Origin of the sequence: Mycolicibacterium thermoresistibile, from assembly GCF_900187065.1 — a bacterium.
Classification (GTDB): Bacteria; Actinomycetota; Actinomycetes; order Mycobacteriales; family Mycobacteriaceae; genus Mycobacterium; species Mycobacterium thermoresistibile.
The window spans coordinates 3,526,248-3,540,146 of record NZ_LT906483.1; the positions used below are offsets into that span (position 1 = coordinate 3,526,248).

General features: G+C 68.1%; 8 protein-coding genes and 2 pseudogenes. 3 read left to right on the top strand and 7 right to left on the bottom strand.

What is annotated here, in order from left to right:
• Window position 1 precedes the first annotated feature (1 nt).
• Window positions 2–1,162 carry an acyltransferase family protein gene (locus tag CKW28_RS16555; protein ID WP_003923702.1) on the bottom strand — a complete coding sequence of 387 codons (1,161 nt, stop codon included), beginning with the start codon at window positions 1,160–1,162 and terminating at the stop codon, window positions 2–4.
• Complete coding sequence (locus tag CKW28_RS16560) at window positions 1,159–2,874, bottom strand: DEAD/DEAH box helicase (RefSeq protein WP_040545960.1); 1,716 nt, start codon at window positions 2,872–2,874, stop codon at window positions 1,159–1,161. The genes CKW28_RS16555 and CKW28_RS16560 overlap by 4 nt, the downstream gene beginning before the upstream one ends.
• 94 nt (window positions 2,875–2,968) lie before the next feature.
• Between CKW28_RS16560 and CKW28_RS16565 the strand changes: the two genes are divergently transcribed.
• From CKW28_RS16565 to CKW28_RS16575, 3 genes are all read left to right on the top strand, one after another.
• On the top strand, window positions 2,969–3,529 hold the full coding sequence (locus CKW28_RS16565; protein WP_040545959.1) for an LppP/LprE family lipoprotein: 561 nt from the start codon (window positions 2,969–2,971) through the stop codon (window positions 3,527–3,529).
• Window positions 3,530–3,604: 75 nt separating this feature from the next.
• Entirely contained in the window at window positions 3,605–7,018 is a 3,414-nt protein-coding gene (locus tag CKW28_RS16570) for a TM0106 family RecB-like putative nuclease (RefSeq protein ID WP_003923699.1), read from the top strand.
• A gap of 122 nt (window positions 7,019–7,140) precedes the next feature.
• Window positions 7,141–7,941 (top strand): FadR/GntR family transcriptional regulator, encoded by an 801-nt coding sequence (locus tag CKW28_RS16575; protein ID WP_435405804.1) that lies wholly within the window; start codon window positions 7,141–7,143, stop codon window positions 7,939–7,941.
• Between the two features lie 90 nt (window positions 7,942–8,031).
• Here CKW28_RS16575 and CKW28_RS16580 read toward each other — a convergent pair whose 3' ends face one another.
• The 5 genes and pseudogenes from CKW28_RS16580 to CKW28_RS16600 all read right to left on the bottom strand — a co-directional run.
• Window positions 8,032–9,237: an IS481 family transposase gene (locus CKW28_RS16580; protein ID WP_003923697.1), complete on the bottom strand. Its 1,206-nt coding sequence runs from the start codon at window positions 9,235–9,237 to the stop codon at window positions 8,032–8,034.
• 167 nt (window positions 9,238–9,404) lie between these two features.
• A pseudogene (locus CKW28_RS16585) lies at window positions 9,405–9,623 on the bottom strand (transposase); the annotation flags it as partial.
• A gap of 48 nt (window positions 9,624–9,671) precedes the next feature.
• Complete coding sequence (locus CKW28_RS16590; RefSeq protein WP_040545935.1) at window positions 9,672–11,627, bottom strand: tyrosine-type recombinase/integrase; 1,956 nt, start codon at window positions 11,625–11,627, stop codon at window positions 9,672–9,674.
• Window positions 11,624–12,679 carry a tyrosine-type recombinase/integrase gene (locus tag CKW28_RS16595; RefSeq protein WP_003923652.1) on the bottom strand — a complete coding sequence of 352 codons (1,056 nt, stop codon included), beginning with the start codon at window positions 12,677–12,679 and terminating at the stop codon, window positions 11,624–11,626. Before CKW28_RS16595 ends, CKW28_RS16590 begins: the two co-directional genes overlap by 4 nt.
• Before the next feature lie 111 nt (window positions 12,680–12,790).
• Window positions 12,791–13,807, bottom strand: a pseudogene (locus tag CKW28_RS16600) (IS256 family transposase); the annotation flags it as partial.
• Window positions 13,808–13,899: the final 92 nt, after the last annotated feature.

Sequence of the window (13,899 nt, forward strand, 5' to 3'; positions counted from 1 at the left end):
GTCACTGATCGCGGACCCGGGTGAACCGGTGCAGGAGCCATGCCAGCGGGATGGTCAGCACCATCGTCCAGACGAACAACCAGAACATCGATCCGGTGTAGACCGGGCTGCGCAGGATCTCCACCATCGCCACTTCCATCAGGATCAGGTGGATCAGGAAGATCTCGTAGGAGATCTCGCCGAGGAACACCATCGGCCGGCTGCCCAGGACGCGCGAATACCAGCCCTTGTTGCCCAGCGCCAACGGCGCGACCATCAGGGTGGCGATCACGGTGTAGAAGCCGGTCTTGGCCCACGCCTCCCACAGTTCGTTCGGTGAGGTGGTCGGTTCACCGCCGATCGGGGTGGCGACGATGAAGTAGCAGATCAGCGCCAGCGGGATGCACACCAGCGCATAGGCGCGCACCCCCATCGGCTGCAGTGCGGCGAGCATCATGCCGCCGAGGAACCAGATCAGGTAGGTGGGCAGCCACAGTCGCGCACCGTCGGGCAGCCAGTCCACGGTGTGCACCAGATACAGCCAGGCCGGGCTGATCGCCGCCAGCACGGCCAACCCCGTCAGCAGCAGCCCGGGCCGCCACCGCCGCCGGCACACCACCACCAGCAGCAGGTACGCCAACAACGGCAGCACCGCATAGAACGCCACCTCCACCGCCAGGCTCCACATCTGGGTGAGCCCCTGGTGCAGGTACGAATACAGGTAGTTGTCGGTGTAGATCTGGGTGTGGGTCAGATTGCGCAGCAATCCCTCCCAGGTGTGGCCCGGGTTGGGGCCCGCGTCGCGGAAGTGATAGACGGCGTAGGCGGCCAGCACGGTGACGACATAGGCCGGCATGATGCGGCGCACCCGCCGCCACGCGTAGCGCTTGACCGACGGTGCGGGCCGGCGTTCGGCCGCGGCCCGCACCCACGGCCCGAACAACAGGAAGCCCGACAGCACGAAGAAGATCGGCACGCCGATCTCCATCCGGGAGTACACCAGCCCGAGATAGCCCTGTGGATAGCGGCCGGTGGTGTAGGCGGCGTGGGTGAGCACCACCAGCAGCGCCGCCACCGCCCGGATCCCGGTCAGGGATGCGACCCGTTCGGCCCGGGAGATCGACTCCAACCCGCCCTGGACGACGTCCGGCTCGGTCAGCTCACCGCCCCGACGAACCGTCATCTGTCTTTCCGCTTCCCTCCGCCGCGGCCCGGACCCCGGTTAGGCCCGTGCGCCGGGCCCCGGTCCAGACGAAGGTCGATCGGCACACCCGAGATCCTGGTGTGTTCAAGGGCTTTCAGCGCCTTGCGGGGCAGTTTGGCGGGCAGTTCCACCAGCGAGTAGTCAGCCCGGATGGTGATGTGACCGAAGTCGCTGCGGTGCAGGCCGCCCTCGTTGGCGATCGCGCCGACGATGTGCCCGGGCCCCACCTTGTGCCGTTTGCCCACCGCGATGCGGTAGGTCGCCATCTTCTGGTCGCCCCGGCGCGGCGGCCGGTCCCGGCGCTCCCGGCCGTCCCTGCGCTCGGACCGCTCCCGGCGCTGCTCCGGCGGCGGCTCGACCATCAGGAACTCGTCACCGTCGCGGGTCTGCACCGCCAGCGCGGCCGCGATGTCGGCCAACGGCACGTCGTGGTCGCGTTCGTAGTCCTCGATCAGGCCGCGGAACAGGTCGATCTGCGGGGAGCTGAGCGCCTCGCTGATGGCGTCTCGGAACTTGGCCACCCGCTTGGCGTTGACGTCGTCGACGGTGGGCATCTCGGCCTCGAGGACCTTCGACCGGGTGTGCTTCTCGATCGCCTTGAGCAGATGCCGTTCCCGCGGGGTGACGAACAGCAGTGCGTTGCCGGACCGTCCGGCCCGCCCGGTACGGCCGATGCGGTGCACATACGACTCGGTGTCGTGCGGGATGTCGTAGTTGACGACGTGCGAGATCCGGTCGACGTCGAGCCCGCGGGCGGCCACGTCGGTGGCGATGAGGATGTCGAGGCTGCCGTCCTTGAGCGCGGCGATGGTGCGTTCCCGCTGGGCCTGCGCGATGTCGCCGTTGATGGCCGCCGCGGCGAACCCGCGGGACCGCAGCCGTTCGGCGAGCTCCTCGGTGGCCTGTTTGGTGCGGACGAACACGATCATCGCCTCGAACGGTTCGGTTTCCAGCACCCGGGTCAGCGCGTCCATCTTGCGCGGCCCGGCCACCTGGATGAACCGCTGGGTGATGTTCTCGGCGGTGGCGGTCCTGGCCTTGACGGTGACCTCGACCGGATCGTGCAGGTACTTGGTGGTCAGCTTGCGGATCGCGGCCGGCATCGTCGCCGAGAACAACGCGACCTGCTTGTACTCGGGGGTGTCGGCGAGGATGCGTTCGACGTCCTCGGCGAAGCCCATCTGCAGCATCTCGTCGGCCTCGTCGAGCACCAGGTAGTCCAGCCGGCTCAGGTCGAGGGTGCCGCGGTCGAGGTGGTCGATGACCCGGCCGGGGGTGCCGACGACGATCTGCGCGCCGCGCCGCAACCCGGACAGCTGCACGGTGTAGGACGAGCCGCCGTAGATCGGCAGCACCTGGACATCGGGCAGGTGGGCGCCGTACCGGCCGAACGCCTCGGCGACCTGCAGCGCGAGTTCCCGCGTCGGGGCCAGCACCAGCGCCTGGGTCGCCCGGCTGGCGGTGTCGATCTTGGACAGGATCGGGATCGCGAACGCCGCGGTCTTCCCGGTGCCCGTCTGCGCCAGCCCGACCACATCGGATCCGGCCATCATCGCCGGAATGGTGGCCGCCTGGATCGCCGACGGCGTCTCATATCCGACGTCCCCGACGGCCCGCAGCACCGCCGGGTGAATCTGCAGGTCAGCGAAAGTCGGATCGGTGCCGCTCACGTCGGCTTCAGGGGAGGTCATCGGGTTCAAAGTCTAATCGGCGGCACGGCCCCGACCTGCCGCGCGGCCGTCTGGCGGGGGCGGTACCTTCGCAGATGTGAGAGAGACAGCGGTGATGTCCCGGCTGGGGATCGGGTCGGTCGCGTTGGCGGTGACACTGCTGTCCGGCTGTGGGGCAGGCGATTCCACGGTCTCGCTGACTCCGGAACCCACCGCGCCGAGCCCGGGCGCAGCCGCGCCGGACACCCCATCGGCCGCCCCGCCGGTACTGGAAACCCCCGCACCGGGGGCCCAGGCCGATCCCTGCGCGGTGAACCTGGTGGCCCCCGAGGTGCTGCGCGCGATCGCCGAGTTGCCGCCCGATCCGCGCAGCGGGCAGGCGTGGAGTTCGGAACCGATCGCCGGCAACTACAACGAATGCGCCACGCTGTCGGCGGTGATCGTGCGGGCCAACACCAACGCGGAGAATCCCAACACCCGGGCGGTGATGTTCCACCTCGGCAAGTTCATCCCGACCGGCGTGCCCGACACCTACGGGTTCAACGCCATCGACACCTCGGCCGGCTCCGGCGACACCGTGGCGCTGCGCTACGACAGCGGTATCGAGGGGTTGTCCGGCGTGGTGAAGTTCCGCTGGAACGGCAACGGGGTGGAGCTGGTCGGCAACACCGGCTGAACCGCCCTGGCGCGAACGGCCGGGCCGGTGTTTCGCGCTCGAGCGGCGTCGGTGGGCTGACCTACAGTTGCGGCCATGTTCGTCGCCGCCGACCGGGTCATCTACAGCGCCTCGGACCTGGCTGCCGCCGCGCGCTGCGAATACGCCCTGCTGCGGTCGTTCGACGCCGAGCTGGGCTGGGGGCCGCCGGTGGCGGTCGACGACGGGATGCTGACCCGCACGGTCGAGCTCGGTGACGCCCACGAACGCCGTCACCTCGAGGCCCTCAGAGAGGCGTCTGACGACGCCGACGACCCGGTGACGGTGATCGGGCGGCCGGCCTACACCGTCGAGGGGCTGACCGCGGCCGCCGAGGCCACCCTGCGGGCGGTGCAGCGGCGGGCGCCGGTGATCTATCAGGCCACCATGTTCGACGGGCGCTTCGTCGGGTTCGCCGACTTCCTCGTGCACGAACCCGCCGACGACGGCGGACGGTACCGGCTCCGCGACACCAAACTCGCCCGGTCGGCGAAGGTGGAGGCGCTGCTGCAGCTGGCGGCGTACGCCGAGGCGCTGATCGCCGCCGGTGTCCCGGTGGCCCCCGAGGTGGAGTTGGTGCTCGGCGACGGGCACACCGTCCGCTACCGGGTCGACGAGCTGCTGCCGGTCTACGCGCCCCGGCGCGCCGCGCTGGAACGGCTACTCGACGAGCATCTGGCCGGGGGCCGCCCGGTGCGTTGGGAGGACGAGGAGGTGCGCGCCTGTTTCCGCTGTCCGGAATGCCGCAGCAGGGTCGCCGAATCCGATGACCTGCTGCTGGTGGCCGGAATGCGGGTCAGCCAGCGGGCCCGGCTGCTCGACGCCGGGATCACCACCCGCACCGCGCTGGCCCGGCACCGCGGACCGGTGCCCGGGCTGCCCGCACGCACCGTGGACGCGCTCACCGAGCAGGCCCGGCTGCAGATCGAGGCCGGTGACACCGGCAAGCCGCCGTTCGTGGTGGCCGACCCCCAGCCGCTGGCCCTGCTGCCGGACCCGGACAAGGGCGATCTGTTCTTCGACTTCGAAGGCGACCCGCTGTGGACCGTCGACGGCCGGGAGTGGGGGCTGGAATACCTGTGGGGGGTGCTGGAGTCCGGCGGCAGGTTCACCGCGCTGTGGGCGCACGACCGCGCCGAGGAACGCCGGGCGCTGGCCGACTTCCTGGCGTTCGTGCGCAAACGTCGCCGCCGCTACCCGAACATGCACATCTACCACTACGCCGCCTACGAGAAGACGACGTTGCTGCGGCTGGCCGGCCGGTACGGCGTCGGCGAGGACGAGGTCGACGAGCTGTTGCGCAGCGGTGTGCTGGTCGATCTGTTCCCGTTGGTGCGCAAGAGCCTTCGCGTCGGCACCGAGAACTACAGCCTGAAGTCGCTGGAACCGCTGTACATGGGCGCCGAACTGCGCGCCGGGGACGTCACCACGGCCGCGGAGTCGATCAACATGTACGCGCGGTTCACCGAGCTGACCGCCGCGGGCCGCCATGACGAGGCGCGGACGGTGCTCAAGGAGATCGAGGACTACAACCACTACGACTGCCGTTCGACCCGCAAGCTGCGCGACTGGCTGCTCACCCTGGCCTTCGAGTCCGGGGTGCCGCCGCTGGGCCCGCAACCGGTGGTCACCGACCACACCGACGACGAGGAACCCGATGACGTCGCCGCGGCCCTGAGCGCCTTCGCCGGCGACACCGTCGAACAGCGCACCGCCGAACAGACCGCGGTCGCCCTGCTGGCGGCCGCCCGCGGCTACCACCGTCGCGAGCGGAAACCGTTCTGGTGGGCGCATTTCGACCGGCTCAACAACCCGGTCGACGAGTGGGGTGACAGCAGCGATGTGTTTCTCGCCGACAACGCGGTGGTGGTCGAGGATTGGCACAAACCGCCGCGGGCCCGCAAACTGCAACGACACACCCGGCTCACCGGGACCCTGGCCGCCGGCGCGCTCGGCGACAGGGTGTTCGCGCTGTACGAACCGCCCGCACCGCGGCATCTGACGAACGATCCGGACCGGCGCGCCGCCGGGGACGCCGACGTCATCGCCGTCGACGATCCGGCGGTGCCGACCGAGGTGGTGATCTGCGAACGGGTCGACGACGGCGGTCAGTTCGATCAACTGCCGTTCGCGTTGACACCGGGCCAGTTGATCCCCACCGAGCCGCTGCGGAAATCGATCGACGACACCGCCGCGGCGGTGGCCGCCGGGTTGCCGGCGCTGCCCGACACCGCGGTCGTCGATCTGCTGGCGCGGCGGACCCCGCGCACCCGCAGCGGCGCGGCGCTGCCGCACACCGGCGACGCCATCGGCGACATCACCGCCGCCCTGCTCGATCTGGATTCGTCCTTCGTCGCGGTGCACGGACCGCCGGGCACCGGCAAGACCTACACCGCGGCCCGGGTGATCGCCCGGCTGGTCACCGAGCACCGGTGGCGGGTGGGTGTGGTCGCGCAGTCACATGCGGTGGTGGAGAACCTGTTCGGCGATCTGATCGGCGCCGGGGTGGCCCCGGAGCTCATCGCCAAGAAGAAGCACGCACCCGATCCGGCGTGGCGCGAGATCGACCCGGCCGGCTACGCCGCCTTCCTCGACGACCACGACGGTTGCGTGATCGGTGGAACGGCATGGGATTTCGCGCACCCGAACCGGGTTCCGCCGGAACGGCTGGACGTGCTGGTGATCGAGGAGGCCGGACAGTTCTGCCTGGCCAACACCATTGCGGTGGCGCGGGCGGCGCGCAACCTGTTGCTGCTCGGCGATCCGCAACAACTCCCGCAGGTCAGCCAGGGCCACCACCCCGAACCGGTGGACTGTTCGGCGCTGGGGTGGCTGGTCGCCGAGCATCGCACGCTGCCCGAACGGTTCGGCTACTTCCTGGACCGCTCCCACCGGATGCATCCGGCTGTCTGCGCCCGGGTGTCGCGGCTGGCCTACGAGAACCGGCTGCACTCCGCGGAGGAACGGACCGCGGCCCGCCGCCTCGCCGGGCATCCGCCGGGTGTGCGGGTGCTGACCGTCGAGCATCTCGGCAACTCGACCAGCAGCCCCGAGGAGGCGGACGCGATCGTCGCCGAGATCGGACGGCTGCTCGGCGCCGAGTGGACCGACGAGCACGGCACCCGCGGTCTGCGCCCCGAGGATGTGCTGGTGGTCGCCCCGTACAACGCACAGGTGGTGCTGCTGCGCCGGTGCCTCGACGAGGCCGGGCTGAGCGGTGTCGACGTCGGCACCGTCGACAAGTTCCAGGGCAGGCAGGCGCCGGTGGTGTTCATCTCGATGACCGCGTCGTCGATCGACGATGTGCCCCGGGGGATCTCATTCCTGCTCAACCGCAACCGCCTCAACGTCGCGGTCAGCCGGGCCCAATACGCCAGCGTGGTGGTGCGATCCGCGGCGCTGACCGACTACCTGCCGTCGACACCGGACGGCCTGGTCGAACTCGGTGCGTTCCTGACCCTCACCGGATGAGTCCCCGATGGGCGGGACGAGACGTTTCGGCGGCGCAGTGTAACGCCGGCGAATTCTTCATGTGTATTCTCCCCGTAGTGACGAATTGAATTATCGCGCTACGGCGACACCGCCCAATCGGAGTGAGAGATTTGACCACCCAGTTCACCACCTCCGGGCTCCCGGTCATCTACGACCCCGGTATGAACCATTCCGGCGCCCCCGCGAGTGCGCGCCCACCGAAGGCCTCGGAGATCACCGCCACCCGGATCGTGAACGACATCGTCGACCAGGGTCTGCAGGTCAACGACAAGCTTCCCGGAGAAGCCGAGATGCTGGCGGCCTACGGGGTGAGCCGCGAAACCCTGCGCGAGGCATTGCGAATCCTCGAGGTCCAAGGGCTGATCGCGATCAAGCGGGGGCCGGGCGGCGGGCCGATCGTCAGCGCGCTGAACTCCTACTATCTGGCCCGCACCGCCACCATGTACTTCATGTTGGCCGGGGCGACGTACAACGAGCTGTTCGAGGCGTGGGCGGTGCTGGAGCCGCCGATGTCGGCGAAGGTCGCGCGGATCAGCGACACCCAGATGAAGAAGGAGGCGTTCGCCGCAGCCGAGATGTCGGCCGAACTGTCCTCCGATCGCGACGAAATCTTCAGCGCGGCCAATAATTTCCACGCCGTGATCGCGCAGATGAGTGGTAGCCGGGTGTTGATGTTGCTGACTCAGGCGGTGAACCACATCGTCGTCGACCACGTTCTGGCATCCGGGGAGATGATGCCGAGCAGCACGATTTCGCACTCGCACGCCGATATCGCCCACGCCATCATCTCGGGCTGGCCGCGCCGCGCCGAGTCGCTGATGCGCGACCACATCGAAGAGGTGCGCGATTTCGTCCGCGACCGCCAGCCCGAGCGGATGGACGACGTCATCCAGTGGCGCTGAATCCGCGATTTCGGCGTGCTGACGCTCGCTGAGCGACCTGTGGTGTCTCGGGACATCGCTGACACTTTTGTCTCGGGACATCGCTGACAGTCATGATGGCGGTTTTGGTTCGCGGGTGCGGTAGGTGCGGGTGGTTTTGTCGCCGCGCTGGTAGTTGCGGGTGGGGTCGGCGGTGAAGGACCGCACCAGTGTGGTGCCGCTGAGGATGGTGATGTGTTGGCCGTCGCGGATGATGTCGCATTCGTGTCCGGCCCAGCGCAGTCCGACGTTGACCTTGTAGGGCGCGACGAACACGTATCCCGATGTCGGGCCGACGGTGTGTCGGCTGACGATTACCGGCGCCGGCACGGGTCGGTCGGCGGGGCGGGCCTTGTCGCCGGCGGCGAACACCTCGGCCGGGAGGGCGCCGCGGTGTGCTCGGTGCGGCCGCTGGTGGTTGTAGAACGTGCGGAACTGCTCGAGCAGGGCGTTGAGTTCGGCGATGGTGGTCGCGGGGTCGCGGGCGGTGAGCCATTTCTTCAGCGTCTGCCAGAACCGTTCGATCTTGCCGCAGGTCTGGGGATGAAACGGTGTTGCGTTGATGGTCTGCACACCCAAGGCACGCAAGTTGGTTTCGAACGCCGACTGGTGGGCGTGGAACCGGCCAGTGTAGACGATGCCGTTGTCGGTCAACGACATCGAGGGAATCCCGCACTCGGCGATGCCAGCCAGCATCGTTTCCCAGACCAGCTGTGCGTCGGCGTCACCGGCGCAGGCGCGTAGTGCGGGAACGTAACGCGAATGGTCATCGAGGCTGCCGGCGATGCCGGCCGGGCTGCCGTCGGCCAGCACCCAACCGGTCCAATCAGACTGCCAGCACTCGTTGGGGCAACTGAAGACGAACCGCTTGGTCGCCGATTTCGGGCGTTTCTGCGGCTGCGGGGTGATCGCCCCACGACGGCTGAGAATCTGCCACCCCCTCTGCCACACCGTCGACACCGACGGCACCGTGACGCCGTCACGCTCAAACGACCACACGATCGACTGGGCGCCGTGATCTCGGCCCTGTTCGATCAGCTGCTTGCGCCGCAATACGATCAGGTCTTCGACCTCGACCGGAGTCTGTCCTGGTGAGGTCAACGGCCGCCGGGACAGCTCCTGCAACCCCTCGATACCGCTGTCACGAAACCGCCGCCGGAACTTGTAAAACGTCTGTCGACTGATCTTCCTGCGGCGGCAGAACTCCGCCACATTGTCGATCTCCCCGGCCACCGCCGCAGCCATGCGAATGTCCATCGCCGTCACCTTCTGGGCCATGAACCATCGTGCTCACGGCCCTACTCAGGTGTCAGCGATGTCCCGAGACATACAGGTGTCAGCGATGTCCCCGAACAGAACAGATCGCTGAGCGACCGTCAGCACGCCGGGTCAAGTTCAGGGACGTGGTGTACGTCGTCGTCGTGTGATTCTTCGATGGTGTTGGTTCAGGTAGTCAGTGCTGCGGGGTTGGCCTCCTGTTCGGTTGGGTTGTCGTTGACGGCCCGTGATTTGCTCAGGACGTCCAGGCCGAGGTAGCGCCGGGATTCGGCCCATTCGTCGTGTTGTTCGGCCAGCACGGCCCCGACGAGGCGGATCAGGGCGTCGCGGTCTGGGAAGATGCCCACGACGTCGGTCCGGCGGCGGATTTCCCGATTGAGCCGTTCCTTTATCCGGCCCTCAGGGTCGGATCAACCCCTGATTGCCGATTTGGGTCAGCGGTCGAGCCGCTGCAGGTGGTCGGTCAACGCGTCAGCGACGCGATGGTGACGGGCCGCTTCATCGGGCCATCCTCGGTCGCGGGCATCGACCTCGAGTGCCTCGACGTCGGTGCGTTGCGCCTCGAGCGCGTCGCGGAACTCCGGTCCGGTGACGAAGTTGTCGCAGGTCTCGCAGATGTTGGCATAGGGACAAGCACCCGCGCTCTCGTGACGGGAACAGTAGCCGTGGGCAACACGCGTTTTGAGCATCTCGCTGCCAAGCCAAATCACGGCATCGGGGACGATCGGTTTGCCGACCGGGGTGAGAGTGAACCGCCGCCGCATCTTGCCCATCGCCTGGTCGTAGGCATCACGCAACGTCGGTGAAGCCAAAGTGGCGTAACGCAAAGTCATTTGCGGGGTGACGTGCCCGAGCAACGCCATCAACGCCTGCAGGCCCATCCCGGCGTTCGCGAGTTCGGTAGCCCACGTATGCCGCAGCTGATGCGGGGTCACCACCAACGGCGCACCCCCGGCCCCACGCAGTCCGCAAGTCTCGACGGCAGCGATCAGTCCGTTGCGCAGCCGGGTCTGGCTGAGACGGCGACCGTGCGCGACGAACAGGAAATCGGTCAACGCTCCGGTGCGGGGGTGCGGCAGCGGCCGGCAGATACCACGCCCGGTGGTCCACTCGTCCAACGCGGCGATGGTGGCGACCGAGAGCGGGACCATGCGTTCGGTGGCGAGCTTGCCCAACGGAACCTTCAACCAGGTGCCGGCGGGACCGTAGTCGATGACGCTGCCAAGTTCGAGGTCGAGTAGCTCCCCGACCCGCAGACCAGCTCCGCGGAGCACGGTCAGCCCGATACGAGCGAACGAATCATCCAGCCCAGAGACCGCATTCATCACTGCAACATCGATGTCGGGCGGCAGGGCCCGCGGAAGCGGTTGATCGAGTTTGGGGACGTCGACGGCGAAAACCAGACGGCGCGGTGGGGCCTGCTCCCAACCCCATTCGGTGATGTCGTCGAGCAGGTTGCGCACGCTCAGCACCGTCGATTGGATCACGGCCTTCGAGATGATGCGTCCGGCGCCGGAAGCGGCGCGTTGCCCACGCCAGGTGCGGGTGCGGTTCCAGACGAGGAAACCCTCGATGTGATTGCGGTCGAGATCCTCGAGGGACGTGACCTCGGGATGAGCGGTGGTGAGGTAGTCCGCGAACGGCAGCAAGTCGTTGATCAAGGATTCGACGGATTTCGGACGCAGCACCGATGCCCGGACGGTGACGTAACGCAGCAATGTTGCGCGAATCGCGTCGGCCATCGGAACCTCGGCGAAGCGTTGAGCGTAACTGCGGGCCCACCGCCGGCGCCGTGGTGGTGTGTCGACGATGCGGGCCTGAAACAGCATCTGTCGCAGCCCCGCAATCCGGTTGCGGTAGGCGCGACGAGACGTTGCCGGAATCGACTGTGTTGCAGCCAATGCAGCGTCGAATTCGTCGACGGTATCGGCGCTCACGCCGCTGACGAGTCCGCCGTGCCAGGCGAGCAGCACCGCCAGACATTCACCCAGGACCGTCTCGATCCATTGCGGTGTCCAGCCCAAGGCCAGCCCGGCGGCCCGGACTGCGGCGAACCCGTCCGGGTCGCGGTCCTCGACGGCTCGGCCGAGACCGGTGAGGTTCTTGACGGCCGCAAGTTCGAGGTCCAGCCGCAGCTCGCCGCGTCCGATGAGGTGACACAGCAGCGGCCACGCCCCGGTGCGGCGCAGTTCGATGAGCCGTTCGGCTGCCGGTCGGGTCATCCAGTCCCGCAGGTCCGGATGCGAGGTGAGGAAGGTGGTCGCGATGAGGGTGCGAGCGCGCACCGACCTACCGCTGAGACCCAGGGCGGCAACGTACTCGAGGTAATCGGCCAGCACCGTATCCGGGTCGGCCAGCGGATCGACCATTGCGAGCGCGGGGGTGGTCATCGTCGTGTCCCGGCGAGGCTGGCGCGGGCCGCGCCGTATTCGGCGGCGAGCTGCGCGACCGACAGATGCACGTATCCGGCGGTGGTCTCGGGAGACACGTGCCCCATCAACTCCCGTAACGCCATCAGATCGATTCCCGCAGAGGCCAGTTCGGTGCCGTAGGTGTGGCGCAGTCGGTGCGGACGCACCCGCGTTGCGCCGGACAGGACTCGGTGCCGCCGGAACAGCGACCGCAGTCCGGCCTCGGTGACCGGCGACCCGTGGGTGGGGCCACGCAGCACCACGAAACACTCTTGCGTCGCCAACCCCGGTGGCCGTTCGAGGCGCAGATAGGCCGATAGTTCGGTGAAGAACACCGCATCGACCGGCACCACCCGTTCCTTCGAGCCTTTGCCGAGCACCCGCAACCGACGTCGACCGAAATCGACGTCTGCCAGCCGCAGTGATCGCACCTCGGCGCTGCGCAGACCCCCGAACAGCATGGCCCACACCATCGCCCGATCCCGATGAGTGCGCAACGACGCCACGAACTGCTCTACCGCGTCGGCGTCGAGGGATTCGGGCAGCAGTCGCGGTTGACGCACCAGCCGGCCCCCGGCTCGGGGTCGGCCCGGTCCGAGGTGCCCGAGCAGTCCGCGCGCTTGTGGTCGCAGGCCCTGCCCGCGCCGCGGTGAGGGCACCGGATTGTCGGCGCGCATCCTGGTCATCACCAGGTACTCGAACAACGCCCGCACCGCCGCGACTCGTCGGTTGATCGTCGACGCCGCCGCGCCCCGATCACCTCGTGTCGCCATACCTGGGCGGGGTTCGCGGCGCACGTCCTGCCAGTCGATCCACTCGAACACCGTCACCGGCGTCACCGCCGCCACCGTGAGGTCGCGATCGAGAAGGAACCGGGCCAGGTTGAGCACGTCGAACGCATACGCCCGCACCGTTGCCGCACTGAATCCGCGTCCGGCCAAGTGTGTCAGGAATGCGTTCGCCGCTGCGCTTCCCTCCCACTGGCCGTCGATCGCATAGCCGTCGCCGTGGGTCCGCACCCGAACGGTCATGGTCTGCCCCTCTCGATCGAGCTGACACCGCCAGCATGCGCCGAGCAACGCCGTCGGCCCCGGACCTCACGCCGCACCCATGATCGTGTCGTGAGAGGGCCGGTTAACCGATCGGGGGTTGTTCGACCAGATCTGGCGCCAGATCTGCTTGGGGAACGCGGTGAACGCCAGCAGGTCCGGGCGGGCTGCCTGCAGGTGGTCGGCGACCTTCGGCAGCTTATCGACAAGTGCGTCGATGATCCGATCGTATTGCGCCGCAACTGACTCAGCATCGGGTTGGTCGAACACCGAATGCAACAGAGTGCGTACCCACGGCCACGAACTCTTGGGCGTGACGGCCATCAGGTTGGTTGTGTAGTGGGTGCGGCAGCGCTGCCACGTGGCGCCGGGCAGGGTGGCGCCGATCGCGGCGACCAGCCCGGTGTGCGCGTCGCTGGTGACCAGTTTGACCCCGGACAGGCCGCGGGCGGTCAACGACCGCCAGAACGCCAGCCACCCGGCGCCGTCCTCGGCGGTGGTGACGTCGACACCGAGGATCTCGCGGTAGCCCTCGGCGTTCACACCCGTGGCGATCAGGGCGTGCACGTTGACCACCCGGCCCTGCTCGCGGACCTTGAGCACCAGCGCGTCGGCGGCCACGAACGTGTACGGGCCGGCATCCAGCGGCCGGGTGCGGAAGGCCTCGACGGCGGTGTCGAGCTCGGTGGCCATCACACTGACTTGGGATTTCGACAGGCTGGTGATGCCCAACGTCTCGACGAGCTTGTCCATCCGCCGGGTCGAGACCCCGAGCAGGTAGCACGTGGCGACCACGGTCGTCAGGGCACGCTCGGCGCGTTTGCGGCGTTCCAACAGCCAGTCCGGGAAGTACGAACCGTGCCGTAGCTTGGGGATCGCTAAATCAAGACTGCCTGCGCGGGTGTCGAATCGGCGGTGCCGGTACCCGTTACGGGAATTGGTGCGCTCAGCGCTGCGCTCGCCGTATCCGGCACCGCACAGGGCGTCGGCCTCGGCACCCATCAGAGTGTGGATGAACGTGGCCAGCAGCTCGCGCAGCACGTCGGGATGGGTGGTGGTGAGTCGTTCGGCCAACACGGTGGGCAGGTCGATATTGTGGGCAGTGGTCATCGCGTGTGTTCCTTCTTTGCTCGAGTGACTTTCGACGGTCCCTCGAAGAATCACGCGATGACCCTCAATCATTCGGCTACGACACGCCGGTA

What these genes read in the sequence shown, in the direction of transcription:
- CKW28_RS16555 (WP_003923702.1), bottom strand. Translation starts at nt 1,162, where the DNA reads ATGACGGTTCGTCGGGGCGGTGAGCTGACCGAGCCGGACGTCGTCCAG.
- CKW28_RS16560 (WP_040545960.1), bottom strand. Translation starts at nt 2,874, where the DNA reads ATGACCTCCCCTGAAGCCGACGTGAGCGGCACCGATCCGACTTTCGCT.
- CKW28_RS16565 (WP_040545959.1), top strand. Translation starts at nt 2,969, where the DNA reads ATGTCCCGGCTGGGGATCGGGTCGGTCGCGTTGGCGGTGACACTGCTG.
- CKW28_RS16570 (WP_003923699.1), top strand. Translation starts at nt 3,605, where the DNA reads ATGTTCGTCGCCGCCGACCGGGTCATCTACAGCGCCTCGGACCTGGCT.
- CKW28_RS16580 (WP_003923697.1), bottom strand. Translation starts at nt 9,237, where the DNA reads ATGGCCCAGAAGGTGACGGCGATGGACATTCGCATGGCTGCGGCGGTG.
- CKW28_RS16590 (WP_040545935.1), bottom strand. Translation starts at nt 11,627, where the DNA reads ATGACCACCCCCGCGCTCGCAATGGTCGATCCGCTGGCCGACCCGGAT.
- CKW28_RS16595 (WP_003923652.1), bottom strand. Translation starts at nt 12,679, where the DNA reads ATGACCGTTCGGGTGCGGACCCACGGCGACGGCTATGCGATCGACGGC.